The organism is Pseudomonas sp. BCRC 81390, assembly GCF_030341915.1.
Taxonomy (GTDB): domain Bacteria; phylum Pseudomonadota; class Gammaproteobacteria; order Pseudomonadales; family Pseudomonadaceae; genus Aquipseudomonas.
On record NZ_JATAAG010000019.1, the window covers coordinates 280,315 to 306,352 of the forward strand.

31 protein-coding genes are annotated in these 26,038 nt (G+C 60.8%); 27 read left to right on the top strand and 4 right to left on the bottom strand.

Going from position 1 to position 26,038, the window contains the following annotated elements; translation table 11 throughout:
* Nucleotides 1-34: 34 nt before the first annotated feature.
* Both QSV36_RS10305 and QSV36_RS10310 read right to left on the bottom strand, forming a co-directional pair.
* Nucleotides 35-463: a type II toxin-antitoxin system HicB family antitoxin gene (locus QSV36_RS10305; protein WP_289131491.1), complete on the bottom strand. Its 429-nt coding sequence runs from the start codon at nucleotides 461-463 to the stop codon at nucleotides 35-37.
* A 49-nt stretch (nucleotides 464-512) separates the two neighbouring features.
* Nucleotides 513-692: a type II toxin-antitoxin system HicA family toxin gene (locus QSV36_RS10310; protein WP_085598729.1), complete on the bottom strand. Its 180-nt coding sequence runs from the start codon at nucleotides 690-692 to the stop codon at nucleotides 513-515.
* Nucleotides 693-792: 100 nt separating this feature from the next.
* On the opposite strand from QSV36_RS10310, the gene QSV36_RS10315 reads away from it, so the two are divergent.
* The 19 genes from QSV36_RS10315 to QSV36_RS10405 all read left to right on the top strand — a co-directional run bounded on the left by QSV36_RS10315 (nucleotide 793) and on the right by QSV36_RS10405 (nucleotide 12,960).
* Nucleotides 793-1,119, top strand: a complete 327-nt coding sequence (locus tag QSV36_RS10315; RefSeq protein ID WP_289131492.1) for an MFS transporter — start codon at nucleotides 793-795, stop codon at nucleotides 1,117-1,119.
* Nucleotides 1,116-1,427 carry a hypothetical protein gene (locus QSV36_RS10320; RefSeq protein WP_289131493.1) on the top strand — a complete coding sequence of 104 codons (312 nt, stop codon included), beginning with the start codon at nucleotides 1,116-1,118 and terminating at the stop codon, nucleotides 1,425-1,427. Before QSV36_RS10315 ends, QSV36_RS10320 begins: the two co-directional genes overlap by 4 nt.
* Before the next feature lie 49 nt (nucleotides 1,428-1,476).
* Nucleotides 1,477-1,668: a hypothetical protein gene (locus QSV36_RS10325; protein ID WP_289131494.1), complete on the top strand. Its 192-nt coding sequence runs from the start codon at nucleotides 1,477-1,479 to the stop codon at nucleotides 1,666-1,668.
* A 308-nt stretch (nucleotides 1,669-1,976) separates the two neighbouring features.
* Entirely contained in the window at nucleotides 1,977-2,585 is a 609-nt protein-coding gene (locus QSV36_RS10330; protein ID WP_289131495.1) for a putative metallopeptidase, read from the top strand.
* Nucleotides 2,586-2,614: 29 nt separating this feature from the next.
* Nucleotides 2,615-3,091 carry a DUF2280 domain-containing protein gene (locus QSV36_RS10335; RefSeq protein WP_289131496.1) on the top strand — a complete coding sequence of 159 codons (477 nt, stop codon included), beginning with the start codon at nucleotides 2,615-2,617 and terminating at the stop codon, nucleotides 3,089-3,091.
* Nucleotides 3,066-4,394, top strand: coding sequence for a phage terminase large subunit family protein (locus QSV36_RS10340; protein ID WP_289131497.1), 1,329 nt, complete (start codon nucleotides 3,066-3,068; stop codon nucleotides 4,392-4,394). The genes QSV36_RS10335 and QSV36_RS10340 overlap by 26 nt, the downstream gene beginning before the upstream one ends.
* Nucleotides 4,395-4,450: 56 nt before the next feature.
* On the top strand, nucleotides 4,451-5,845 hold the full coding sequence (locus QSV36_RS10345; protein ID WP_289131498.1) for a DUF4055 domain-containing protein: 1,395 nt from the start codon (nucleotides 4,451-4,453) through the stop codon (nucleotides 5,843-5,845).
* Nucleotides 5,772-6,863, top strand: coding sequence for a minor capsid protein (locus QSV36_RS10350; RefSeq protein ID WP_289131499.1), 1,092 nt, complete (start codon nucleotides 5,772-5,774; stop codon nucleotides 6,861-6,863). Before QSV36_RS10345 ends, QSV36_RS10350 begins: the two co-directional genes overlap by 74 nt.
* Before the next feature lie 32 nt (nucleotides 6,864-6,895).
* Entirely contained in the window at nucleotides 6,896-7,360 is a 465-nt protein-coding gene (locus QSV36_RS10355) for a DUF6998 domain-containing protein (RefSeq protein ID WP_289131500.1), read from the top strand.
* Nucleotides 7,361-7,437: 77 nt separating this feature from the next.
* Nucleotides 7,438-8,211, top strand: coding sequence for a hypothetical protein (locus QSV36_RS10360; RefSeq protein WP_289131501.1), 774 nt, complete (start codon nucleotides 7,438-7,440; stop codon nucleotides 8,209-8,211).
* Between the two features lie 3 nt (nucleotides 8,212-8,214).
* Nucleotides 8,215-9,192, top strand: a complete 978-nt coding sequence (locus tag QSV36_RS10365; protein ID WP_289131502.1) for a major capsid protein — start codon at nucleotides 8,215-8,217, stop codon at nucleotides 9,190-9,192.
* 46 nt (nucleotides 9,193-9,238) lie between these two features.
* A complete protein-coding gene (locus QSV36_RS10370) occupies nucleotides 9,239-9,679 on the top strand; it encodes a HeH/LEM domain-containing protein (protein ID WP_289131503.1) in 441 nt (146 codons plus the stop codon).
* A gap of 3 nt (nucleotides 9,680-9,682) precedes the next feature.
* On the top strand, nucleotides 9,683-10,060 hold the full coding sequence (locus QSV36_RS10375) for a hypothetical protein (protein ID WP_289131504.1): 378 nt from the start codon (nucleotides 9,683-9,685) through the stop codon (nucleotides 10,058-10,060).
* Between the two features lie 3 nt (nucleotides 10,061-10,063).
* Nucleotides 10,064-10,456: a hypothetical protein gene (locus QSV36_RS10380; protein WP_289131505.1), complete on the top strand. Its 393-nt coding sequence runs from the start codon at nucleotides 10,064-10,066 to the stop codon at nucleotides 10,454-10,456.
* Nucleotide 10,457: 1 nt separating this feature from the next.
* Nucleotides 10,458-11,132 (top strand): hypothetical protein, encoded by a 675-nt coding sequence (locus QSV36_RS10385; protein WP_289131506.1) that lies wholly within the window; start codon nucleotides 10,458-10,460, stop codon nucleotides 11,130-11,132.
* Nucleotides 11,129-11,557, top strand: coding sequence for a phage tail terminator-like protein (locus QSV36_RS10390; protein WP_289131507.1), 429 nt, complete (start codon nucleotides 11,129-11,131; stop codon nucleotides 11,555-11,557). The genes QSV36_RS10385 and QSV36_RS10390 overlap by 4 nt, the downstream gene beginning before the upstream one ends.
* Before the next feature lie 39 nt (nucleotides 11,558-11,596).
* On the top strand, nucleotides 11,597-12,253 hold the full coding sequence (locus QSV36_RS10395; RefSeq protein WP_289131508.1) for a phage tail protein: 657 nt from the start codon (nucleotides 11,597-11,599) through the stop codon (nucleotides 12,251-12,253).
* 9 nt (nucleotides 12,254-12,262) lie between these two features.
* Nucleotides 12,263-12,646 carry a phage tail assembly chaperone gene (locus QSV36_RS10400; protein ID WP_289131509.1) on the top strand — a complete coding sequence of 128 codons (384 nt, stop codon included), beginning with the start codon at nucleotides 12,263-12,265 and terminating at the stop codon, nucleotides 12,644-12,646.
* Nucleotides 12,647-12,663: 17 nt separating this feature from the next.
* Nucleotides 12,664-12,960: a DUF1799 domain-containing protein gene (locus tag QSV36_RS10405; RefSeq protein WP_289131510.1), complete on the top strand. Its 297-nt coding sequence runs from the start codon at nucleotides 12,664-12,666 to the stop codon at nucleotides 12,958-12,960.
* A gap of 247 nt (nucleotides 12,961-13,207) precedes the next feature.
* Here QSV36_RS10405 and QSV36_RS10410 read toward each other — a convergent pair whose 3' ends face one another.
* Nucleotides 13,208-13,405: a hypothetical protein gene (locus QSV36_RS10410; protein WP_289131511.1), complete on the bottom strand. Its 198-nt coding sequence runs from the start codon at nucleotides 13,403-13,405 to the stop codon at nucleotides 13,208-13,210.
* Between the two features lie 167 nt (nucleotides 13,406-13,572).
* Here QSV36_RS10410 and QSV36_RS10415 point away from each other — a divergent pair, with 167 nt between their 5' ends.
* Nucleotides 13,573-13,980 (top strand): GNAT family N-acetyltransferase, encoded by a 408-nt coding sequence (locus QSV36_RS10415; RefSeq protein ID WP_289131512.1) that lies wholly within the window; start codon nucleotides 13,573-13,575, stop codon nucleotides 13,978-13,980.
* A 57-nt stretch (nucleotides 13,981-14,037) separates the two neighbouring features.
* On the opposite strand, the gene QSV36_RS10420 is transcribed toward QSV36_RS10415, so the two are convergent.
* Nucleotides 14,038-14,604, bottom strand: a complete 567-nt coding sequence (locus QSV36_RS10420; protein WP_289131513.1) for a hypothetical protein — start codon at nucleotides 14,602-14,604, stop codon at nucleotides 14,038-14,040.
* Between the two features lie 503 nt (nucleotides 14,605-15,107).
* On the opposite strand from QSV36_RS10420, the gene QSV36_RS10425 reads away from it, so the two are divergent.
* Genes QSV36_RS10425 through QSV36_RS10455 form a run of 7 tightly spaced genes read left to right on the top strand, consistent with a single transcriptional unit; the run spans nucleotide 15,108 to nucleotide 26,038 of the window.
* Nucleotides 15,108-15,413: a hypothetical protein gene (locus QSV36_RS10425; RefSeq protein ID WP_100413934.1), complete on the top strand. Its 306-nt coding sequence runs from the start codon at nucleotides 15,108-15,110 to the stop codon at nucleotides 15,411-15,413.
* A gap of 56 nt (nucleotides 15,414-15,469) precedes the next feature.
* Nucleotides 15,470-18,202, top strand: coding sequence for a phage tail tape measure protein (locus tag QSV36_RS10430; protein WP_289131514.1), 2,733 nt, complete (start codon nucleotides 15,470-15,472; stop codon nucleotides 18,200-18,202).
* A 16-nt stretch (nucleotides 18,203-18,218) separates the two neighbouring features.
* The gene (locus QSV36_RS10435) at nucleotides 18,219-18,803 is read left to right on the top strand and encodes a hypothetical protein (RefSeq protein ID WP_289131515.1); all 585 of its coding nucleotides are present in this window, start codon (nucleotides 18,219-18,221) and stop codon (nucleotides 18,801-18,803) included.
* Nucleotides 18,803-19,405 (top strand): hypothetical protein, encoded by a 603-nt coding sequence (locus tag QSV36_RS10440; RefSeq protein WP_061302528.1) that lies wholly within the window; start codon nucleotides 18,803-18,805, stop codon nucleotides 19,403-19,405. The genes QSV36_RS10435 and QSV36_RS10440 overlap by 1 nt, the downstream gene beginning before the upstream one ends.
* Before the next feature lie 2 nt (nucleotides 19,406-19,407).
* Nucleotides 19,408-19,806, top strand: a complete 399-nt coding sequence (locus QSV36_RS10445) for a DUF6950 family protein (RefSeq protein ID WP_289131516.1) — start codon at nucleotides 19,408-19,410, stop codon at nucleotides 19,804-19,806.
* A complete protein-coding gene (locus QSV36_RS10450; protein ID WP_289131517.1) occupies nucleotides 19,806-24,983 on the top strand; it encodes a phage tail tip fiber protein in 5,178 nt (1,725 codons plus the stop codon). Before QSV36_RS10445 ends, QSV36_RS10450 begins: the two co-directional genes overlap by 1 nt.
* Nucleotides 24,983-26,038, top strand: a complete 1,056-nt coding sequence (locus tag QSV36_RS10455; protein WP_289131518.1) for a hypothetical protein — start codon at nucleotides 24,983-24,985, stop codon at nucleotides 26,036-26,038. Before QSV36_RS10450 ends, QSV36_RS10455 begins: the two co-directional genes overlap by 1 nt.

The window sequence follows — 26,038 nt, forward strand, 5'->3', positions numbered from 1 at the left end:
CAGGCCCATCAATGGCCTCGTTGGTTGATGGCGCTCAGGCAGCCTCAACGGAAATCGACAATCTTTTGCCCATGACGGCAAGAGCGCTCTCCAGCTGTTCCATCTTCGAGGTGTGGAGAAAGTCGACCAGGCGGTCTCCCTGGGTCTGGGATACACCCAGCAGTCGGCACAGATCGGCCTTGCGCATACCTCGCGCCATCATCTCGTTCCACAGCGCGATTTTCGCCACGGTGACTGCTGGCAGGTGGATGACTACTTCTCCCTCTTTGGCTGGGGTCGCCTCTGGGATCACCCATCGCTGGTCCGCATAGAGCGACAGCGTGGATTCGATGGCGTCGATCGCCTCACTGATCGCATGCTCGCGGTTGTCGCCATAGCTGTTCAGCTCCGGCAGGTCACGGCAGAAAACGGCAACGCCTGGCGCGGTGCCGTCCTCTTCGAAGCGGATTGCATAGTCGTACATGGTCACTCCTCAGGGTGATGCGTTCAGCGCTCATAGGCGAAGGGGGCTCTTAGAGCCCCAGTTGCTTGATGATCGCCTTGCGGGTCGGTTCTGGCATTTCCTTAGCACCGTGGTCCGCGAAGACAGTCTGTTTGCCGTTTGGGGCTGTGATCTTGAAGTGGCTGCCTTTAGCTGCTTCGAAGGTCACCCCTTGGGCCTTCAACCATCGTCTGAACTCGCTGAACTTCATCACCTCGTCTCTGTTGTCTGGATGAGTCCAGTATACAACAGCTTTGTGGTAATACAACATATTTGTGGTATTTCTGTGCCCCTGCTATGGAGTCGAGCGCATGGAGCTTTTTCACCGCCTGCTCGAAAAGCTCGACTGGGCTATTGCGGGCCTATTGGGAGCCTTGATTGCCACCCGATGGCACAAGGACGATCTACTCGACCGTAAGGCGTGGATCCTCTTCCTGCTGACCGGCATGGCCTGCGCCCACTACCTGACCGGAATGGTCAGCGCCTACTTCGGCATTGTGGAACCGCGCAGCGTGGCCGGGGTAGGGTTTCTGCTCGGCACCTTCGGTGGCTCCCTCATTGCCGCCGTCACCAGGGCGATCAAAGCCGCCGATCTCTGGTCTGTCATCAGGTCCAAGTTCGGAGGGCCTAACGGATGATTCTCGAATACATCAATGCGTTGGCGGCCGGGGTGATTGCCCTGTGGGCATCCTGGGCCGTGCTGAGTGGCAAGGTTCGAGACGGTGTGATCGGCAAGATCCTCTACTCGATCATCGCCCTGAGCGGCTACGCCATCCTGGCCCGGTCGGACCGCATGTTCTTCACCCCGAACACTGCCGGGGTAACGATGCACGTTGCACTCGCCCTGGCAGGCCTGCGCCATATGTTCGTGGTCACCTACTGGCCAAGGGTAAAGCGCTGGATCTGCCAGCGCCTGGATTGCGACATATGCAAGCGGGTTGAGTGATCCCGCGCCACAAAATCGAAGTGCGCCGTTTCGAGGCGCGGGAGCAGGCATGAGCAACGTCACACGAATTCGCCATGAGCTTCCGGTCAGCATGGAGATCGTGCATGCGGTGGCCGAGTTCGATGCAGCCCTGGTGAAAGCGATTGATGCCGCCAAGGCTGTCGGCCTTCCCCAGGGGCTGCTGGTTGGCCTGTTGCACGGACACGCCCACGCCGAAACCCACAAGATGGTGGCCGAATGAACGTGGTTGAGCTGAGGCGGCGAGATCGCGAAGGTCCGCACGCCTCCGGTGAGTGCATCTGCGCGAACTGTCGGCATGAATGGGTAGCGGCTGCTCCGGTAGGCGTCACGCAGCTGGAGTGTCCGGAGTGCGGTACCCATCGCGGCGCGTTCAAATATCCATTCGGCCCGCAACCAGGTGAGGAGGCATTCCACTGCGACTGCGGTAGCGAAACATTTTTCATCATGCGCAAGTCTGGCCTGGCCAGCGGCGCAGTGCACTGCCGTGGCTGTGGTGCGGAAGCGACCGGATGGTTCAGGTGAGGGTTCATGAGTAGACCGATGCCGCCGGCCGACCTGCTCGAATCGCTATGGCTGACCCTGCGCCCTGCCACCGGCGTGTGGGAATGGGTGCAGAGCGAGATCCTGGCTGACACCGGCAGCATCCATAACCCCGAGCACGCACATCTGATCGACGCCAACATCGGTGTGCTGTGGGCATCGAGTGGATTCGGCAAGCAGGGGCGGGTAGTGCTGGGTCAGGCCGAGCAGCTAATGTTCCGCGCTGGTGGGTGGCAAAAGGCCCGGCAAGAACAGCAGATGCGGGAATGGTTCGGCGAGGAGCCGGACTACCTCATCACCCTGGCCGCCGACTACTGCTCCCAGTGCACCGATGCTGAGTTCTGCGCCCTGGTCGAACACGAGCTGTACCACATCGCCCAGGCGACTGATGAGTTCGGCGCACCCAAGTTCAGGCAGGACGGAATGCCCAAGCTCTACCTACGGTCGCACGACGTAGAGGAGTTCGTTGGGGTGGTGAGGCGCTACGGTGCAAACGAAGAAGTTCAGCAGCTGATCGACGCTGCAAGCCGGCCGCCTGAGGTGGCCAAGATCAACATTTCGAGGGCCTGCGGAACCTGTCTCAGTCGGGTCGCGTAGTTTTACCGGACCTTTACGGATGACAACCCATGGCTGCACTCAGAGACGAGGTGAAAGCCTTCATAGTGCAAGGCCTTGCCTGCTTTGACACGCCTACTCAGGTAGCTGATGCGGTAAAGCAGGAATTCGATGTCGTTGTCACGCGTCAGCAGGTTGCGACCTACGATCCCACGAAGTACGTCGGTCGAGGACTGTCGGCCAGGTGGCGAACCCTGTTCGAGGACACCCGGAAGCGCTTCCGTGAGGAGACGGCGGAGATTCCCATTGCCAACCGGGCGTTCCGGCTACGCGGCTTGGGGAGGATGGCTGAGAAGGCCGAGAACATGCGCAACCTGGCGCTGACCGCCCAGCTCTACGAGCAGGCAGCCAAGGAGTGCGGCGACATGTACATTAACCGCAAGCTAGAACCCGACAAACCCCTGGGCTCCCAGGCGGACCAGCAGCACGCCGTTGCTGAGTACAAGCTGGAGCCAGACGAAGGTGTCCCGACTACCCCGTACCTATGACCCGCCGGTGAAGTTGACGCCGAAGCAGGCGAACATCTATGTCTGGGGGTTCCAGCCCGAGGCGCGTTTCCGTGATGCGGTGTGCGGGCGTCGATTCGGCAAAACCTTCCTCGGCAAGGCAGAGATGCGCCGCGCGGCCCGGCTGGCTGCGGAGTGGGGTGTGAGCGTTGAGGACGAGATCTGGTATGGCGCGCCGACGTTCAAGCAGGCCAAGCGGGTTTTCTGGCGTCGGCTGAAGCAGGCTATCCCAGAAGCCTGGCGCGCAGCTCGACCGAACGAGACCGAGTGCTCGATCACCCTGAAGTCCGGCCACATTATGCGTGTGGTCGGCCTGGACAATTACGACAACCTGCGGGGCTCCGGTCTGTTCTTCGTCCTGGTAGACGAATGGGCGGACTGCCCGTGGGCTGCCTGGGAAGAGGTGCTCAGGCCAATGCTCTCGACTTGCCAGTACACGATCCCCCAGACCGGGGAATCGAGAAAGGGCGGGCATGCGCTGCGGATCGGGACCCCGAAGGGCTTCAACCACTGCTACGACACCTACCGCGACGGACAGCCGGGCGGCGAGCCGGATCACAAGAGCTGGCAGTACACCTCGCTGCAGGGCGGCAACGTCCCGGCGGATGAACTGGATGCGGCACGCCGCAAGATGGACCCGCGGACGTTCCGTCAGGAATATGAGGCAGGGTTCGAGAACTACGCCGGAGTCGTCTATTACACCTTCGACCGCGTCGAGTGCCGCACCAGTGAACGCATCAAGCCAGGCGAGGCGCTGCACATCGGCATGGACTTCAACGTCATGAAGATGGCCGCCGTAGTGTATGTGGTCCGGGACGGCCTGCCACTGGCGCTGGATGAGTTCCACTCGGTGCGGGATACGCCCGAGATGATAGAAAAGATCAAGGTTCGCTTTTCCGGTCACAGCATCTCCGTGTACCCAGACGCCAGCGGCCAGAACACCAGCAGCAAGAACGCCAGTGAATCGGACCTGTCCCTGCTCAAGAAGGCCGGCTTCACCGTGGTGGTCGACTCGCAGAACCCCGGCGTCAAAGATCGCATCAACGCGGTCAACGCCATGTTTCTCAACACCTACGGTGAGCGGCGCCTCAAGGTGAACATCGACCAGTGCCCGCAGCTTACCCAGTGCCTGGAGCGGCAGACCTACACCGACAAAGGTGAGCCGGACAAGGACCCCAAGAAGGGGCACGACCACATGAACGACGCCGCAGGCTATTTCATCGCCAAGCGGTTCCCGATCAAGACTCAGTCCGCCGGCGCCCGCCGCATCGGAGGTTTGGCGTAATGCCTGTTCAATCCACTAACCCAGACTACGACGCTCACATTGAAGAGTGGCGGATGATGGACGACGCCCTGGAGGGCGAGGGCGCTATCAAGCGCAGCCCGCGCAACCTGCCAAAGCCTAGCGGCATGGTTGAGGCCGAGAAGCTGGACGGTGGCGGCAATGCCTACCTGTACCAGAACTACACCGCCCGGGCCCAGTACGAGCACTGGGTGCGGGATTCGCTGCGATCGATGATGGGCCTGGTTTCCCGGCTCATTCCTGAGGTGAAGCTGCCGGCAGGGCTGAAAGATCTGGAGGACAACGCCACGGCTGATGGCTTCGGCCTGACTCAACTGTTCCTGCGGATCGTACGCCAGGCCATTTCCCATGGTCGGGTGCCGCTGGTGGTCAACATCGATGACCAAGGCAAGCCATACTTCGCTACCTACGCGGTGCGCAACGCCATCAATTGGGACACTGCCGACCAAGGCGGCCGGCAGGACCTGGTGCTGTCCGTGTTCCGCGAGTTCAGGCGCAAGGAACAGGATCGCTACAGCCACGAATGCAAAACGGTGTACCGCGAGTTCTATATGGACGGCGCGGTCTGCCGCACGGGCGTGCGCAACGAGGCCGGCGAGCTGATCGAAGACGATCGCCCGTTGGGCACCGTCGACGGCAGCAACAACCTGGTACGCGGCCTGGGCTACATCCCGGTCATCTACTGCGGGTCCACCGACAACTCGCCCGATGTGGACGAGATCCCGCTGCTGACCATGGCCCGGGCCGCACTGAAGTCCTACCAACTCAGTGCAGACTACTTCACCGCTCTGCACCAGACCAGCCACCCGCAGCCGTGGGTTTCCGGCCTGGACGAGAGCGTTGAACTCAGCGTCACAGGGCCATCGGCGGCCTGGGACCTGGGGCCGAACGGATCGTGCGGATATCTGGAGTTCCAGGGTGCTGGCATTCAAGCCGTCCGCACGGCGATGGAAGACCAGAAGAACGCAGCCCTAGAGGCTGGCGCCAAGGTCATGGATGTCTCCGGCACGGAGTCGGGCGAGGCCCGCAAGACACGCCAGAACGACCAGCACGCCACGCTACATAGCATTGTCATCACCGCGGCGGCCGGCATCGAGCAGGCCCTGCGATACGCAGCGGAGTGGACGGGCTACAACCCGGACGAAGTCGCATTCAAGGTCAAGCCGGAGTTTGTGATGCCGGTGGTGGACGCCCAAGTGCTTGCTGAGCTGCAGAAGAGCGTCATGGCCGGAACCATCAGTGCCGAGACGTATTGGCAGTATCTGACTACTGGAAAGCTGCCCGAGCACCCCTATGACGAAGAGGCCGAACTGATCGGCGACCATCACGGCGCTGGCGGCGTGAACTTGGACAGAGAAGATGGCGACGAAACCGGAGCAAACGGCGGACGAGAAGCTGCTGGAGCAGGTCAGCCGCCACTCGGTGCTGCTTGAGCGGCTCAAGGCTGGCGAGGTCAAGAAGTTCGAGACCTACCTGCGCCGGGCTGATACCCATGTGCGTGACCAGCTCACCCGCAAGGAACTGACCACCTACAGCCGCAGCCGGCTTGAGGAGTTTCTTGGCCGGGTGGGCGGCAAGCTGCTGGAAATCTACAAGGCCTTCAGCGACCGGATGCAGTCCGACCTGGTGGATATTGCGCAGTACGAAGCTGCATTCGAGGGGCGGAGCCTGGCGAAGGCGCTTTTGATCGACGCGGCCATGCCAGCGGACTCCCTGATCCGGGCGGCGATCAACACGCAGCCCCTGCAGGTGGCCGGGGTGGATGGCGGCAAACTGCTCAAGCCGTTCCTGAACGGCTGGACCCGCACTGAAGCGGATAGGGTCACCAACGCCATCCGGATGGGAGTCGTGCAAGGCCAGACCAACGCCGAGATCACCCAGGCGGTGCGCGGTACCGCAGCGCAGAACTTCACGGACGGCATACTGGCGGTCACGAACCGGAGCGCCCGGGCAGTCGTCCAGACCGCAGTCCAGCATGTGGCCACCACCGCGCGCATGGAAACGCTGAAGGCGAATGCCGAGGCGGTGTCTGGCTATCGGATCGTCGCCACCCTAGACCGAAAGACCAGCGTGCAGTGCCGGAGCATGGACGGCCGGGAATTCGAGATGGGCAAAGGTCCTGTGCCTCCATTCCACATCCACTGCCGGACCACCATCACGCCGATCACCAGGTTATCGGCGCTGTTTGGGCAGGGCGCCACGAGGGCAGCAGTGGGCGCAGGGGGCGGCGGGCAGGTCTCGGCAAGCCTCAGCTATTACCAGTGGCTCAACACGCAGCCAGCGGCGTTCCAGGACGCCGCGCTGGGTCCGGTGCGCGGCAAGCTGTTTCGCGACGGTGGCCTGACTGCCGAGCGTTTTGCAGCGCTGCAGTTGGACAAGAACTTCAAGCCGCTGACGCTCGACCAGCTCAAGGAGCTAGAGCCTTTGGCGTTCGAAAGGGCAGGGATCTGATGTAGCATTTTGGCTCTTCACAAGGAGTCAACATGGATCAGGCTATCCAATCGAAAATAAAAAATGCCCTCAAGGACCTGTTCAGTGCGGTCTCTATGCTGCAGGAAGCCTATCCGGGCAAGCCATTTACACCTGACGGCAGGCTGGTAGGGGATATCGGTGAGGTTGTAGCCAGTCTGGCTTACAACTTGACGCTGAATGAAGGTCTCACCAAGCACCACGACGCCGTAACGGAAGATGGGCGTAACGTCCAAATCAAGACGACCTTCGGTACCAGCCTCACATTTCCAGTCCATCATGTTCCCGACTACTACCTCGGGATTCGTATGAATCGAGATGGGACATTTGAGGAGATCTATAACGGCCCCGGGCGCCTCATCAAAGAGCAGTTGGCCCGACGCAAATCGACCACGACAGGTTTGCACGGCGGGCTGATGCCAATGCTCAAGCGTATCAATTTGCTGGTGCCCGAGTCCGAGCGGATACCTAAGCGATAAATCTAAACCGAACCCGGCCTAGCGCCGGGTTTTTTGTGCCCGCCAGGCGGGTCTATCAGTCCCCAGGGGATAACCACATGCCTTTTGACTTCGACCCGGCCGCCCACGGCCTCACTCTCGACGAAAGCCAGACCGCCGCGCTCAAGGCAGCGCTCGGCGGCGAGGTGCAGAAATTCCTGGATGGCGAGGTCTCGGGCCTCAAGTCCAAAAACACCGAGCTGATTGGCTCCAACAAGACCATCAAGGCCGAGCTGGACAAACTAAAAGGTCAGTTCGACGGCCTGGACATCGAGGCGGTCAAGGGCCTGCTGGCAAAGGCCGGCCAGGACGAAGAGACCAAGCTGATCGCCGAGGGCAAGCTGGACGAAGTGATCAGCCGCCGCACCGAGCGCCTGCGCACCGACCTGGACAAGCAGGTCAAGGCCGCCAACGAGCGTGCGGACAAGGCCGAAGCCTTCGCTGCCAAGTACAGCGACAAGGTGCTGGCCGATTCGATCCGCGCTGCCGCGATTAAGGCCGGCGCGCTGCCCGAAGCCGCCGAGGACATCATCCTCCGCGCCCGCGGCACCTTCAAACTGAGCGAAGACGGCGAGCCCATTGCCACCGACCGTGACGGCGAAGTCGTGTACGGGAAGGACGGTGAGACCCCGCTGTCTCCCCTCGAATGGGCGGAATCGCTTCGCGAAACCGCATCACACCTGTGGCCAAGGGCCCAGGGTGCCGGGCAGACCGGCGACAACGGTGGCAAGGCCACGAAGAAGTGGGGTGAGTACACCGAGACCGAGCGCGCAGCGATGGCTCGTGACAACCCCGAAGCATTCAAAAAACTCCAAGCCACCCGAGGAACCTAACCCATGCCAACCACCCAACTGTCGGATATCTTCGTTGCCGACTACTACGGCACCCTGGAGCCGGTGAATACCCCAGAAAAGACCGCCGTCTATGAATCGGGCATCATCACCCGTTCCGCGACTCTCGACGGCATCGCCAAGAACGGCCAAGGCACTTCCGAGATCAGCTACTGGCAGGATCTGGATGCCGATGAGGCGCCGAACATTTCCAACGATGACCCAGACGATCTGGGTGAGGTTGGCAAGGCCGAGCAGGGCAGCATGCGTGCCCGGACTCTGTACCTCAACAAGGGCTATGGTGTCTCCGACTTGACCGCTGAGCTGGCCAATTCCGAGCCGATGCAGCACATCCGCAACCGCTTCGGCACCTACTGGACCCGTCAGTGGCAGCGTTACCTGATGGGTGCGGCCCGTGGCGTGATTGCATCCAACATCGCCAACAACGGCGGCGACATGGTGAAGGACGCGGGCGCATCGATCAGCGCAAACGCCTTTCAAGACGCTGCCTTCACCGCCGGCGACGCTGCCGACATGTTCGCCGCCATCGGCGTGCACTCGGTCGTCATGAACCAAATGGTGAAGCAGGACATGATCGAGTATCTGCGCGACTCGCAGGGCAAGATCATCCTGGCGACCTACCTGGGCAAGCCGGTCTTCATGGATGACGCCTTGACTTACGCACCGGGCCAATACCTGTCCCTGTTCTTCGGCCAAGGCGCATTCGGCTACGGCGAGGGCAGCCCGCACATGCCGGTCGAAATGCAGCGCAAGCCTGATGGCGGCAACGGTGGTGGTGCCGAGGTCCTCTGGGAGCGCAAGACCTACATCCTGCAGCCGGCTGGCTTCAGCTGGCAGGGCAGCGAGAACCGCAACCTGAGCCCGACCGCCGCCCAGTACGCTTCGGCGGCCAACTGGAAGCGCGTCTTCGACCGCAAGCAGGTTCCGTTCGCTGCAGTCATCAGCGGCACCGCCACCCCTTGACCCCATGATGCGGGCGCCCGCCCGGCGCCCTGCGCAGGAGATCAGCATGAAAGTCATCTACACCAATACCCCGGGCAGCGAGCGCGGTACCTGCTATCGCCGCCTGGACCAATTTTTCGGCGTGATCGACGGCGCTACCTCGGTGTCCGTGCAGGGCGATGCTCCGCACATCGGCGAGGCGTACCAGCGCCAGGGCCTCAGCGTCAGCGAGATCGAGGAAGGGCTGCGCTTGGACGGCCCAACCATCGCCCAGTGGGTAGCTGAGGGTTACAAGGCGTCGGCCTACCCACCGAACGGCTACGCCCGGGTCAGCAGCCAGGCCGAGATCGACAAAGCGATCGAGGAGGAGGGCGGCAGCGACGATGAAACTGACCCGCACAAAATGAAGGTCCCGCAGCTGAAGGCCTGGCTGACGGCCCAGGGCATCACCTTCGACCCAGCCCTCAACAAGCCCGATCTCCAGGCCCTCATCCCGTCGAAGGAATAAGCCATGACTGACTTCATCACCGTCGCTGATGTTGACCAGCGGCTCGGGCAGGGTTGGGCCGGCGCCGGTGATGCGGTCCTTGCCGTGGCCATGGCCAATGCCTGGCTCACGGCCAAGATCAAGCGGGCTGTGCCAGATCCGGTGCCTGGCGCCATCGTGAGTGCCGGCGCGCAGGTGGCCAAGCTTGCCGCGGCTGGTCAGCTCTATAAAGACACCCAGCGCGAGGTTCAAAGCAAGACCGTGTCGGCCCAGGCTGGTACTTCAACCAGCAAGACCTATGTCGCAGGATCTGTCGATCGTTCTGCTGGCGAGAACTTCGCCCTGGACCTAATCGCCCCGTGGATACGGCGCACTGGCACCGTGATGCTCAAGAGGATCTGACCCATGGGCATGCGCGATGAAATTCAGGCCGACCTGGCGGAAGCCTTTGATGATCCTGACGGCCTGGCTGACGCGGTGAAGCCTGTCACTGGGTCGCGCACGGTGAAGGGTGGTTACGACCCTGATATCGGTGGCACGGTGCCGACCTCGACCATCTACTACGCCGGTCGCGGCGTGTTCGGCAGCTATCTGGCCAAGGAGATCGACGGGACCCGCATCCAAACCGAGGATGTGAAGCTGCTGGTGCTCCAGAACGAGATTTTCGAGGGGCAGGCCGGTGCCGCTACCGATGTTCCAGCTGCCCCCAAGATCGGTGACCAGGTGAGCGGATACCGCGTGCTCAACGTTTCCGAGGACCCGGCCCAGGCGACTTGGACCATTCAGCTGAGGAAGTGACATGGCACGCGGCTCACACATGACCCAGCGATACGGCGGGCAGCAGGGCGGGTTCGCTGAGGCCATACGGGCCTTCGCAGAACAGGCGGAGCAAGCCCTGGACGCGACCTTCCGCGAAATCGTGATCGAGATCGGCAGCAGCGTCATCCGCATGTCACCGGTAGGCAACCCGGAACTATGGGCGGCCAACGTGGCTCACCGGGCCACGGCCAGCAAGGCCGCCGATGACTACGACTTCAAGGTCGCGGTACGCAACACCCTGATCAACCTGAATCAGGACAACTTCACCAAGGCCGGCAGGCTGCGTAAAGGCGTGAAGTACGCCAAGCCCCTGACCAAGACCGAGCGCGAGCAAAACTTTGCTGTGAACGGACTGGTGGCTGGCCAGGGCTACGTAGGCGGGCGGTTCCGGGGCAACTGGCAGTTCTCCATCGACTCGCCGGCGACTGAGGAGCTCGACCGCATTGACCCGTCTGGCAGTCAAGCCGTTGCCGAACTGGTGACCCAGGTCCAGGCGCTTACTATCGGCCAAACGGCCTATATCGTGAACAACCTGCCGTATGCCATACCGCTCGAGTACGGGCATTCGTCGCAGGCCCCGGCCGGCATGGTCAGGGTGACCCTGGCCAATTTTCAACGCATTGTCGACGAAGCCATCAGGAACAACCGCGTATGAGCCAAGCACGTGCCAGACAGGCTATCGAGATCAAGCTGATGGCCTGGGCCACAGCGCGCCCGATCCGAATCGCGAACTTCGAGCAGGCCTTTGAAGCTCAACCAGGTGAAACCTATCTGCAAGCGTTTCAGCTACCCGGAGCAACCACCTGCCGCTACCTGGGTGGCGAAGCGTACGAGTACACCGGCGTCTACCAGGTGAGCATCGTCTGCCCGGCGGGCCAGCCTCTGGCAACCGCTGAGGCTCTGGTGGACGAGCTTTCGAGTCTATTCCCGGTGGATTCGGAACTCAGCCGCAACGGCTTTGAGGGCCTAGTTACCGAACCAGTTGAACAAGGCCCAACCATCACCGAGTCGGCAACCTACACGGTGCCGGCCAGCTTCACCTACCGCGGAGTCGCGGACCAACCGCCCGCTGGGGCCTAACCAACCGCCTCTCGGCGGGCTTTCAAGAGGAACCACACCATGGCCGCACGCTTCCCGCTGCCGAACGGCGCTATTGTCGAGATCGCCGCGACTCTTGGGGCCGCAGTCCCCTTCACTGCAATCACCAACGCAGCGCCACCGGTGCTGAGTGCTGTCGGGCACGGCCTCGATGCGCAAGACATCGTGCTGATCGACTCCGGCTGGGCAAAACTCACCGATCGCGCCGCGCGCGTAGTGAACCCCCTTACCGACAGCTTCGGTCTGGGCAGCATCAGCACTGCCAACGCTGATATCTACACCCCGGGCGCAGGCTTGGGATCTGTCATCCCAGTCACCGATTGGGTGCAGATCTCCAAGGTCACTGGCTTTACCCCGTCGGGCGGTGAACAGCAATTCGCTACCGTGGGCTACCTCGAAGACGACGATGACCGCCAGTTCCCAACCAACCGCAACCCACTGAGCCTGGCCATTGTGGTCGAGGACCAGCCGGCCGCTGCCTATGTCGGCGCCGTCGAGGGCTTCGATGAATCCAAGGAACTGACCGTGGTGCGCCTCAAGCTGCGCAACGGCGATCAGATTCTCTACCCGGGGTACGTGAGTATCACCACCACCCCGACCATGGAGCGTAACAACGTCATGACCCGCACCATCAGCGTCGGCTTGTCGGGTCGCCCGCTGCGCTACCTGGCCGCGTAAGGAGCAACCATGCCAAAGATCAAGATCGCGCAGAACCCCACGTTTACTGCCGAAGTGAAGATACCGCGCGTGGGCGGCGAGCCGGTGGCAGTGGAGTTCTCGTTCCGCTACTTCGACCGCACCGCGCTGGCCAAGCTGTACGACGGTTGGAACCAAGCCTTCGAAGCACACGCCGAAAAGTGCAAGACCGAAGGCGCGAGCCTCGAGCTGTTCACTGCTGGCCAGGTCCAGCTACAGGCTGAGCAGATCAAGGCCGTCACCGTAGGCTGGGGCTTCGACGACAAGTTCAACGATGAGGCAATCCTCGAGTTGGTCACCACCTGCGTCGGTGCGCCTCAAGCCGTACTGGACGCCTACCAACAAGCGTACAACCCGGCCCGCCTGGGAAACTGAAGGCGGCGGCGCGGGCCTTGTATGAGCAAGGTCCCTCCGCCGAGCAGCTAGCGTTCCTTGGGCTCACGCTCGACGACGTCGAAATCGAAGACGTGGAGGTCTGGCCTGATGTTTGGCCAGCCTTCTGCCTATTTGAAGCGCTGGGCACCCAATGGCGCTTGGGTCCGGGCGGGCCGTCAGGGCTCGATTACACCGCTATCCCCGGAACCGCCAAGATGCTCGGCCTGAAGCGGCCCGATTTGTCCGAGGCTTTTCACGATCTCCGCCTCATGGAGAACGAGGCGTTGACAGTGATGGCCGAGGGAGCGGAGTAGGGCAGGCCACAAATCATCGTGTTCGGCGGAACCTAGCTCAACCGGACGCGTCTTGCGTCGCGTCAGCGGGACGCAAAATGAAGCGGCTTGGCCGCATAGGAGTACTCTTGAGTTCTATTGATCAAAGGCTTAATTCGCTTCAGACACAGATCAATGCGCTGGCATCGGCCATTGCTGTTCTTCAGCATCATGTAGCAATTCTGCTGAACAAAGAGGGGCAGCGAGTAGGTCCGCCGCCCACGGCAGATTAAGCGTTGGCTACCAGGTGCTTAGCTGCTGCTTTTGCCAAATCACTCAGCTCGAGGAGGGTGAAGGCTTCAGGGGCCTTGCCCTCCAGGTTGATATTTACGAATACGTTGCAGCCGTGCTGATCAGCCAGGCCGACCTGGGCGGAAACCGGATTGGCGCCGTAGTTGATATTGATGTTCGTAATCCGTAAAGCCATGGCTCTTCCTCGTTGAGATGGGGTCGTCAGTCGCGCATCGACTGGCGGCACAACGCTACTACTTCAAGGATCAATCTGGTACTGGCTTTCCGTCCAGGGTGGGTGGACAGGGTTGTCAAAATTCATGGTGATGCTAAAGTGCCATCTTTTTGCATGGAGCACTATGTATGGTAAGCATGACCGAGCTTCGTCGTGCGTCAGATCACGAAATCGAAGTTCTAGAAACCCTGCTTCGCCAAGACGTTGAGAACGCCGTCAAAGCGGTTCGGAACGGATCAGATCTTCTTGGCGAGACCGTATTCGCAATTTTGCATGGAGGGCAATATGCTGGATTCTGCACATTCAGAGGCGCCTCGGATGAAATTTTCCCGCTAGTGATTTTCAAGCCGTATCGCCGCCAAGGCGTTGGATTTGCTGCCATGCAACAGCTGATCGCGGTGCTGAGGCAGCATCATGTGGAAGAGGTCGCCATTGAGGTGCTACCAGGCGCCGAGTCATTCTGGCAAAAGGTATTCGCAGGGTTCCCGGCCACCCCAAACTACGATGGAACGAAGTTCACTTACGCCCTCTCCTGATTTCGCTCTAGAGCCCAGCCCCGTGCTGGGCTTTTCGCATCTGGGGTGGCTTTGCTGTTACAGCTGAGGGTTTCGAGGCTGGTATGACCCCTTGCCGTACTTCTCAAACATGAGCTGGAGGAAATCCCATCCGGCAGCGAACTGTTCTTTGCGGGATTTGGTGGGCAGATCCTGAAATGCCGAGCTCGCCCTCAATGTAAAATCATGATTCGCACCGAGCTTGTTTGGATTCAGCGCTAGATACCACACCTGAAACGCCTGCATCGCGGTAGTCAATGGGCCACCCAGCTCCCCGCAGTCCAAGGTAGCGATGAAGATAAGCTCCTCGTTCTCACGCTCGTCGAAAGAAAGCTGCTCGTGCGGATCCCGGTTTGCGTGCTTTAGGAAGTTCTGGGCGCCGTGAATGACGGCGAATGCCTCTGTTCTGTCGAGCCCGGAGCTTTCGATGAGTTCCGAGCGCCAGGACTCTTTCGGCTTCAAGTGCTCCACAAGATCACCGAACAAGCCGAACGCCGCTGCAGCAAGGGTGCGAACCGCGAGCGGGTCATGATCGGCTAGGAGCAGGCCGATCGCTTCGTCCAACTGCCGTGAGGCAGCTTCGAATTTTGAGCATGTGACCTGCATTAGAATCGCCCTCTGCTTGGGTTAGCATCGGAAAAAGTCTGGCGCTTGGCCGGGCTTGAACTACTTGTAATGGCGCTGCCTGAGTACCTCAGAGCAACGTTTGGCAATAGTCAGAAAATGCCAGGAACCAATGAGCATCACGGCTACGATGCCATAAACAGCGAGACCCAATGATGTCACCCCGACTTGCTCTGTAGCGTGCAGGATGTCTGGCGCAACCTCTTTAACTTTCCAAAGGTAGTAGCTGCCGACTAGAAAACTGGGCCCGCCTATCACAGCTAGTGCCCAGCTATTGACCTCCGACCATGGCCGCTTGCTTTCATTTCGGATCAGCTGCATAGCTTTTTTGAACAGCGTCACTGGACCCCCAAACTCTGTAATGTCGTTCAGAGGCACAACGCTACTACGGCGCCTGCCGAGCCGGTTACTGGATTTCCATCCACGCTGGATGTCTGGCCAGCCGTTGCCGTGCTAAATTGCCCCCATCAACAAGGAGGGCGCGCATGAAGCGTTTGGCATTGGTGGCGCTGGCTGGGATGATCCTGACGGGGTGCGGGAAGAGCGATATCGATCGGGCGCGGGAGGCGGTTGCAGAAAAGCTAAATGACCCGGGGTCGGCTCAGTTCCGCAATGAGCGGAGCGAAAAGGGCGGATGGGTTTGCGGTGAGGTAAATGGCAAGAATGCGTTCGGTGGATACATCGGCTTCAAACGATACACGGTTACATGGATGCCGGACGGCTCCAATGTTGTAGCCCTGGAAGGGGAAAATGAAACCTCTGTGGACCGCATAAACTGCGGAATCCAATGAGAGCCTGAATCAACCCAAGCCCGCCATGAGCGGGCTTTTTTGTGCCCGGAGAAACCATGAGTCAGGGTGATATTGCCGTCCTTGGTATCAAGGTGGAATCAGCGGAAGCCGCTACAGCTGCCCAAGACCTCGACAAGCTGGCGCAGGCTGGGGATCGGGCCGAGAAATCTACCGCTGGCGTCAGCAACCAGGCAAAGGCGTCTGGCGTGTCGATCAAGAGCCTTGCTGCGAGCGGGAAAGAGGCGGAGCAGGCGCTGGACGCATACTCGCGTCAGGCGCAAGCTGCGGGTCTTTCAACGAAGGCCTATACAGCCGCGCTGCGTGGCGTTCCCGCACAGTTCACAGACATCGTGGTATCCCTGCAGGGTGGGATGAACCCGTTCACCGTTCTGCTGCAGCAGGGCGGGCAGCTCAAGGACATGTTTGGCGGAATTGGGCCGGCGACGCGGGCCCTGGGCGGCTATGTCGTTGGACTTATTAACCCGTTTACGCTGGCTGCTGCGGCAGTGGCGACGCTTGGTGTTGGCTACTACAAGGGCAGTCGGGAGGCGGATGAATTCCGAAAATCCCTCGTCCTCACGGGTAACGCTGCTGGCACCAACGTGGGCGCCCTTGCAGATCTGTCAAAGCAGATAAGTGTGACGGTTGGCACCACTGGCGCAGCAGCAGAGGTGTTGGCTCAGCTAGCAGGCAGCGGGAAGATCGCCGGCGATAGCTTGGCCACTGTTGCAACGGCTGCGCTTGAAATGAAAGACGCAACCGGAAGAGCGGTTGAAGAGACGGTGGCCGAGTTTGTGGAAATCGGCAAAGACCCTGTCGAGGCCGCTCGCAAGCTTAATGAGCAATATAATTTTTTGACCGCAGCTACTTACTCGCAGATCGTCGCTTTGAAGGAGCAGGGCGACACTGTTGGTGCCACAAAGCTGCTGACCGATACATATGCGGACACGATCAGCACCCGTTCGAAAGAGATCACTGAGAATCTCGGATACATCGAGCGCGCCTGGCGTGGCGTATGGAGCATGACCAAAAACGCGGGCGATGCTGTCGCGGAATTTGGTCGATCGCAAGGCATCGCAGGCCAGCTTTCGGACGCTCAGCGAGAGCTCGCCGAAATTGACAAGCGAATGCAGAACCCGATCGCTGCGAGCAGCAAGCGAAATCAGGATGAGCGCGAAATAGCACAGAGCCGCGTCAACGCCCTTCAAGACCAGCTTCGGACACAACAGTCCATCGACCAGGCTCAGGAAAACTACCGCAAGCGGCAGCGCGACTCTGTGGCGGCAATGCACGAGGTTGACGCACTTGAAAAGTCTGCCTGGACAAATGCTGAAAAACGGGCAGACGCCTTGCAGCGCTATGAGCGTGCTCTTGAAAAAATAAGAAAAGCGGACCCCAACGATTCGAGGCTTGATCCAAAAGCGGTAGCGAGGGTTCGCGCTGACATTGAAGAGCAGTACAAAGACCCTGCAACCAAAAAGACTCCTGCTTACCGGGAGGACGCCGGCACCAAGGCTCTCGATCAGGCCCGCCAGCAGTACTCGGTGCTCCAGCAACAGAACACCCTCATCGGCGCCCAGCGGGGTGAGGTGCAGAAACTTGGCGAGGCCGGACAGGCATTGGTGAAGTGGGAGCAGCAGCTGGCGGACATCAAGGGCAAGAAAGTCCTGACCGCCGACCAGAAATCGTTGCTGGCCAACCAGCAGCAGATCACCGCCCAGCTCAAGAAGAATGCTGAGCTGGAGAAGGAAATGCAGCTGCGCAAGGTGGCCACTGAGGAGGCGCAGAAGCTCGCTGCCTTCCAGGCGAACCTCAACAGTCAGCTGCAGCGCTCATCCATCGGCCTGGACAACGACTTGGCCGGCATGGGTCTGGGCGATGTTGCCCGCCAGCGCATGCAAGAGCGGTTCAGCATCGAGCAGCAGTATCAGCAGCAGATGGACAACCTGTTGCAGCAGCGCAACGAGGGACGGATTAGCGAGAGCCTTTATCAAAAGGAAAACGCCGCCCTCCAAAGCGCGCTGGATCAGCGGTTGGCTAAGCAGGAACAGTACTACCAGCGTGTCGATGAGCTGCAGTCAGACTGGTCTGTTGGTGCACGGGCCGCATTCGGCACCTACCTTGAGCAGGCGCGCAACGTCGCGGGGCAGACCCGAAGCCTATTCACCAACGCCTTCAGCAATATGGAAGACGCGGTGGTCACCTTCGTGAAGACCGGCAAGCTTTCGTTCAAGGACTTCGCTGATGGTGTTATCGAAGACTTGATCCGAATTCAGGTGCGCCAGGCAGCGGCCGGCTTCCTTAGCAGCGCGTTCGGCTTTTTGGGCGGTGGAGGTTCGTCCGCTGGCACCGGGACGATGACTGGCTTCAGCGAAACCATCTCGAGATCTGGATTCTCCGGTGGTGGTTACACCGGCGATGGCGGCAAGTTCGAACCGAAGGGTGTGGTGCACGGCGGTGAATTCGTCCTCCGCAAGGAGGTGGTGGCCCAGCCAGGTATGCGCAACTACCTGGAGGGGCTGAACGTCAGGGGTTACGCCTCCGGCGGATTCGTGACGCCGCGGATAGCCTCGACCGCTACGCAAATGTCTGCCAGCCAACCCGAGGCGTCGACCAGTTCGGCGCCCGGGATCGTTCAGCACATCAGCGTCCAAGGTACTGCCGACGACGCCACCCTGGCCCGAATCCAGCAGGCCGCACAGAAGGGCGCGCAGGACGGCTACAACCTTGTGCTTCGCGACCTCAAGATGAACGGGCCTGCGCGGCAGCTGATCGCCCGCAATCGATAGCAATAAGGAGTTCTGCATGGCTATCCAATGGCCGGCATCGCTGCGCCCGTCTGAAATGACGTGGGGCTTAGTCAACAACAGCCGTGCCTTCACCTCAACGCTCTCCAACGCCCAGCAGATTGTTGGGCAGCCGGGCGCTTATTGGCAGTGCACCATCACGTTCGGGTTGCTAACGCGCAAGCAGGAGCGGCTGCTGACTTCGTTCCTGGGGGAACTGGACGGGATGTTCGGCACGGTCAACGTGCCAGCATTCACCAGGCGTCGTGGTACTAGCGTCGGTGCACTGCGGGTCGTCAGTGGCCCCTCGCAGTCCCGCTCCATCCAGGTCGGCGGTGCCACTCCGAACGCCGTGGTTTTCTCGATCGGCGATTACATGACTATCGCCGGCGAGATGTTCGAAGTGATCAAACCAGCCGTGGCAAACGCCCAGGGGCAGGCAGTGGTGCAGGTGAACAAGCGCATCCGCCAGACCTTGTCGGCTGGGGCCGCCATTGAATACCTCAACCCTTACTCCGAAATGCGCATGACCCAAGACACCTGGAGCATAACCGTGCGCCAGGCCGTGTCGAACGGCAGCTATCAGTTCAGGGAGGCCTTCTGATGCCCTCGACGTTCCCATTCAGCCAGAGCGTGGTCGATATCATCGCCACGGGCAGGTTCCTCAGCGTGTACGCCTGCCAGCTCGACTTCGAAGACGGCCCTGTTTACGCGCACACGGGCACCGGCGACCTGGTGATCGGCGGCATCACATATCTGGGGGTAGGGCAGTTCGGCGAGGTAGGGCAGTCGCAGGAGAGCGACAACTCCAACTCGCCTATGTCGATCGACCTGGCGCTCACCGGCCTGGACAGCTACATCATCACCGAGACCAATATCCGGGGCTGCCGCGGGCGCTCTGGCAAGCTGATGTTTGTGGTGTTCGACGAGCAGGGCAACTACGCCGCCGACATCCTGTTCTCCGGCCGCATGGACGCCGCCACCTTTTCCTACGCCGGTAACGGAGAGGACGGCAACAAGATCACCGTCCCGATCGTTGACCGGATGGCCGAGTGGAGCCGCACGGGTACCGAGCGCTTCACCGACGAGAACCACCGCGCCCGCCACCAGGGCGACCGCTTCTTCTATGCCATCGCCCAAATGTCCGAATGGCCTATCTACTGGGGCTCCAAGAAGGACGCTCCGACGTTCACCTACGAGAAATAGCCATGCGCTACCGAGACTGGACCACACGCCTCAGTGAAGTGATCAAGGCCGCCTTAGAGCGGCCTTTTTCATGGGGCGAATTTGACTGCTGCCTGTTCGCGGCGGACTGCGCGGTAGCGGTGTGCGGTACCGACCCGGCTGAAGCGTACCGCGGCACCTACAAGACCGAGGCAGGGGCGAAGCGGGCGCTGAAGAAGCGGCACGGCAGCCTTGAGGCAGCCTGGGATGCCTGCTTTGCCAGGGTGGCGCCGGCATTCATCCAGCGCGGCGACATTGCCATGTACGAAGCGCCCGGCGGCCGGTCCATGGCCGTGTACTGGGCAAACGAATACTGGGCGACCACTGACGACGGGGTGGCCCGCGTGGTGTGCAACCCGCTTGCAGTCTGGAGAGTTGAATAATGTCCGGTGGCGTCAAGAAGATAGCTCAGGTAGCTGTTGGTGCGGTGATTGGCTTCGTCCAGGGCGGCCCCGTGGGGGCGGCTATTGGTGCCGGCCTGGCCTTCTACATGGCAGAGCAGCAGGAGAAGCTGAACACCAAGTCGCCGATGCGCGACAACGAGCCGTCGGCCCAGACCGTCCGCTCCTCCAAGGCACCCGCTCGCTTCATCCTTGGCCGGGTCAGCACCGGTGGCGTGCTGGTTTGGGCGCAAGAGCAGGTCGGTGACCAAACCGATGGCGAGTGGCTGCACCTGGTATACGTCCTTTGTGAAGGCCCGGTCGACGCATTGGAGAACATCTACCTGGGAGAGGAGGAGATCGCCACCTATGGCGAGCATGCCTCCTATGAACTGGTCGTCAATCCGACCCAGGTGAATGCCTTCCTCAAAGCCAACTGCCCTGACTGGAAAGACGAGCAGATCGGCCGCGGGCTGTCGTTCGTGCGCCTGTCGCTCAAGTACAGCGCTGAGAAATTCCCATCCGGCATCCCAGACGCACGCTTCATCGTCCGTGGCCGCAATGACATCTACGACCCGCGCAGCGGCATGTCTGTGTACTCCGAAAACACCGCGCTCCACATCCTCTGGTTCCTGCGCAACCGCTGCGGCGTGCCGGACGATGAGATCGTGTTCGAGACGTTCGCCAGCGGCGCCAACATCTGCGACGAGTCGGTCGCCAACCCTGACAACACCACCAGCCCGCGATATCGCAGCAGTTGTGTGATCGGCGCCGACGAGCAGCGTACGAACGTACTGCAGAAGCTCGAAGCTGCCTGCGGCGGCCGGACTATTCGTGTGGGTGGTCGCTGGATGTTCCAGGCTGGGGCCTACTACGGTCCGTACGACTTCGAGATCACCGAGGACATGGTGGTCGGCACCATCACCGGCAGCACCGAGCCGACCAACGACGCCGCGATCAACACCGTGCGCGGCACGTTCATTGACACTTCTCAATCGTGGACGGAGACCGACTACCCCGAGGTCAGCATTGCAGAATGGGTCATCAAGGATGGGGGCGAGGCTGCAGAAACGCTGTCCTTTTCCTACGTCACGGACGCCTACCAGGCCCAGCGCTTGGCGAACATCGAGCTGCGCCGCCGGCGCGCGGGTGGCACCATCAGCATTCCCATGAACTTCCTGGGCTACAACTGCCGGCCAGGCCGAGCCGTGCGCGTGAACCTGCCCTCACTGAACATCCTGGGCGAGTTCATCGTCACCAACTGGAGTATGGGGGCGGACCAAGGGTGTTCCGCCCAACTGCAGCAGTACGACCCTGCACAGTTTGACGACGCCGTTGGCCAGCCATACAACCCAATCGGCTTTATCAAGCTGCCGGCGGGTGGCCTGGGTAGTCCCACTGGGCTCACTTGGTCAACCGATGATAACGCCGAGTCGGTACAAGGCATTTTGTCCTGGGCGGCGCCTTCTGGCGTGGTGACCAGTTACGCCATCACGGTTCGCCAAGGCTCGACCGCGGTTCAGGCGCAACAGGTGCCGGCGACGGCGCTCAAGCTGCCTCTGTCTGGTCTTCCATCGGGTAGTTACACCATGAGCGTGGCCGCTCTTGGGCCGCTGACTCGCTCCGGCGAGGCCAGCATCACGGTGAGTATCGACGGTCCGCCAATCCCGGAGTCGTGTGTTGTCCAGGCGACCATCGACACCATTACTCTGATCCCGAGCAATACACTGCATGGACTCAACGGCGGCACCTACGAGTACTTCTTCTCGACGAACCCGCAGGCAACCGAGGGTGAATACCTGGGCCAAGGCCTGTCCCTCACCCACACCGGCCTGGCGTTTGCCACCAACTATGCCTACTTCGTTCGCTCGAAAAATGCCTACGGAGTGAGCGCCTTCCTGAAGGTGGTGGCCTCCACATCAACCGATGTGGACAACATGCTCGATGCGCTGAAAGGCAAGATTGAAAACGGCCAGCTGGCGCCGGCGCTGCGGGAGGAAATCTCGCTGATCTCCGGCCCGCCTACCCAGGCCGGCTCTGTCGCTCAGCGTGTTGCCGCTGAGGCAGCGGCACGGGCACAAGCCATTGCCGCAGAAACCCAGGCGCGAACCAAGGCAATCAGCGATGAAACGGCGGCTCGCGCCCAGGGCCTGCTGGCCGAGGCCCAGGCACGCGGCGCGGCAATAACCAGCGAGGCGCTGGCGCGGCAGTCTGCTGACGACTCGTTGAGCCAGAAGATCGACACAGTCACGGCTTCGACTGGCAACAACGCTGCTGCCATTCAATCGGAGATCACCGCTCGCATCAATGCCGACACGGCTCTGGGGCAACGGATCGACACCGTGGCAGCCAGCAGTGCGGCCAACTCATCGGCAATCAGCAATGAGATCACGGCGCGAACCAACGCGGACTCGGCCCTGGCTTCGCAGATTGCAACGATCCGGGCCGAGTCTGGTGGTTTCGATACCACCCTGAACTACGGCTTTGCTTCGACCGTTGAAGCCTGGTCGGGTACCCGCTGCAGCCTGGCGGTGGAGAATGGTCGCCTCATCGTCACCAATACCGATGTCAACGCTTACCTCAACAGCCCGGTTGTGTCGATCAAGGGCCGCGACCATGACCGCGTTCGCTGCAGGATCACTCGCCGAGCCGGTACCGGCTGGACCGGGCAGATCACTTACGTGACAGCAAGCCACGCCTCGAGCACGTCGTACCGCAAAGTCATTCCGGACCCGGGGCTCGCGGTGGGCCAGAGCGTGGTGCTGGAATGGGATATGTCGCAGCTGACTGCCGGCGGTTCCGACTGGTCGGACAGCACGATCACCAGGTTTTACCTGTGGCTCAGCCCGTCGGCGGGTGATGTGTTCGAAATCGACTGGATCGCTGTGGGCCAGGTCGCGCCCTCGGCGTCCGTGACCTCCGTTGTGGACGAGCGTACCGCCCGGATCAGCGGTGATGAGGCCAATGCCTCAGCCATCACTGGCCTGAGCAGCAGCTTGCAAACTACAAATGGCAACGTGACGGCTGCTCAGCAGGCTGCCCAAGCGGCATCCGACAAGGCCGGTGGCAAAGGCGAGGTGATTTACAGCAGCACCGAGCCGGCTACGGACAAGCGCCTGGCACAAAACCTGTGGATCGATACCACGGGGGCGGCGAACACGCCGAAGCGCTGGACTGGGTCTGCCTGGGTTGCGGTGACCGACAAGGTGGCCACCGATGCAGCAGCTGCGGCAGCCAGCGCACTCGCTCAAGTCGCTGCCAAAGCTGATGCCTCAGCCCTGCAGGCGTTGCAAACAACCGTCACCAACCAGGGCAACACGCTGACCGCCCAGGGCAATTCGGTCACACAGATCAAGGCATCCATCGGCCAGCAACCAGACAACCTGATCCTGCGGGGTAGTTTCGAGGATGGCCTGGTTGATCCTTGGAGCGGTGATGCCCGGATAACCAACGTCTCGGCGCATCCCTCAGCCGGCAAGGGCGTTTCGTTCTATACGAACAGCTTCTGCGGGGTAGCCGCAAACGTAGTGACAGCTGGCGGCGAGCAGTTCGACCTGTCGGCAGACATCTGGCCGGCCTACATGACGGCCGGTCAAACCACCCGGTTGCAGATGCAGTTCTTCGACAAAGCCGGAACTAACTTGGGCTATTTCAACGCCTTCTCGGTGGCAGCTGCAGCGACGGGATTCAAATCCTACGCAGGTCGCATCACTGCGCCGGCGGGAGCAGTATCAGCCAGGTTTGTGACCCGCACGGAGCCAGCAGACGGCACCGGACGCTCGCTATGGTGCAACATCGTGGCACGCCGGGTTACGGCCGCTGATACTGCCAACGCGGAAGCAATCAGTACCATCGGCGCGAGCGTAACCCAGCAAGGCAACACACTGACCAGCCAGGGCCAGGCCCTCACACAACTCCAGAGCAGTGTCGGCAGCATTGGCGGCAGCGGGGCCAACCTGTTGAGTGACGAGTACAGCTGGCTGACTTCGACCACGCTGCCAACCACTGTACCGGGCAGCATGGCTAGATCAGGCGTGGCTGTGCCCGCAGCGGACTCGGGGTTCGGTTACCTCGGTACCTTTGCGTCGACCTCTACCGGCCAGTTCATCATGCTTTCGCCAACGAACAACGCGGAAGGGTGGAACGTACGTGTCGAGCCAGGCGTTTATCTGGTGTCGATGTATGTCCAGGGCAGTTCCGCAGGCGCAGTGATGGTTTCGCTCTATAACGGTACCCACCGGCAATCAGGGAATATTCCCTACACAACGGACCGCACCCGGATCACCCTCCAGATCACGGTATCCGACAGCGCCAGGGTGTGCCTCGTCATTTACCCGAATCGCACTGGATTAGCAGCCGGGCAGACAGTGACGATCGATTCGGTGATGGTCGAGAAGCGGATCGGGGAGAGCAACACTCCATCGCCGTTTGTTGCAGGGCCTAGTGCCCGCGCGGTTGGTGGCCAAGCTACTGCGATCAGCCAGATGGACACGGTTGTGAAGCAGCAGGGCACGGCCATAACCGCGCAGGCCAGTCGCCTGGATGGGCTGTATGTCCAGGTGAACCCAGAAATGGAAGGTGACAGTTCCGGCCTGGCCGGCGCCACGGGTGGCCTGGTGGGTGTCTGGACCGAGCAATCGGCCCGGATCGAGGACGGCATTGCCATGGGACGGCAGGTAGAAACGGTCCAGGCGCAGCTGGGGCAGACGAATGCCTCTGTCCAGCAGGTCAGTGAGGTCATGGCTGACATCAACGGAAGGGTATCGGCTCAAACCACGCTGAAGGTCGAGACGAACCAGGGCGGCCGTAAGGTCGTCTCGGGCATCGCGATCGGCAGCAATGGGGAGGTGGGCGAGATCCTGTTGATGGCCCAACGGCTGGCGATCATCGACAGCCTGAACGGCCAGACGATCCTTCCGTTCGTGGTCGAAGGCGGACAGGTGTTCATCAACCAGGCGGTGATCAATACCGCGTTCATCCAGCAGATTGTGGCCGGTATGACCATTCGATCTGCTGCGCTGAACGCCCAGGGCCTACCGTTGCTGGAGATCAACTTCGCAGCGGGAACGTTCACGCTGAGGGGGCAGGATGCCAACGGTTCAACACTGCTCAACAACGGCGGCCTGTACGTCTACGACGCCAACGGCATCGAGCGGACAGCAGTGGGGAGGCTTACCTGATGGCTGATCTATATGGACTTCGGACGCGTGATGAGTCCGGGGTCATCTCCCTGGACACCACCATAACCTCAGTGCGGTCGCTGAAAATGATGCAGGTTGCAGGCAATGGAGCGTTCGACCAGTACATCTCCATTCCCGAGATCCAAGCGCAGTCATTCGTGGTGGTGGATGCACTGTATGACGGCGGAGAAAACACAAGCAGCCCCCAAGCATGGTACTCGACGGGGCAGCTGCAACTGCGGCAACCCTACACCCAGACCTGGCAGGTGATGATTCTGTCGTTGGGTGGCGAGCCGTTCGCTGCACCTGGTTCTTATGGCATCCGCGCTTCGAACAACAACATTCGAACGCAGATCGACTCAATCAACCAGGTGCTAACGGTTCGTTACAACGGCAGGTTCAACATTGGCTTCCAAGGACCTGGTAGCAGGAACCAGATTCAATGGGCAGACGTGAATTTTGCTGCGCCGATCACCACGTATGAAAGACCCATGGTCTTTCTGAATGCCGATGACTACATGATGGTCGGTAACTTCTCGGTGAAGGGCAGTCCAGGGAACTGGACAGGATTCAGGCTAAAAGCCTGGAACAACCAACCCGGGCATGGAGAAGCTGCGCTTTATCCGATGATGATCAACTGGTTCTGCGCAAGTTACATGGTGCCGGATGCAGTTCCGGGGCAATACGGAGCCGCGGTCCGGGACGCCGCAGACAACCGGACATTTGTCACCACCGCAAACCTGGCGTTGCTCAATGGCCAGCCTGCGTCCAACTCCTTTGTTGTGGCTGGGGATCCGCTCACAGGTGGGGCTTGGTATGCGCCTAGCAATCAAATGCCCTGGACCGGGAGTTATCAGGACTATGTCTTGGCGAATGCCTTGTTTTCTGTCACTGCCATTGGACAGACAACCCAACCATTTCGCGCCAATTTTGGCGGTTTTTTGCCTGGAAACAGATCTGTCTTGCAGATGTATTGCGACAACGGATCGGGGATCAATCCGCTCACAGCCAACGGACGAACGCTGTTCGCTTCTAGGCCAATGAAACCGCTTTAA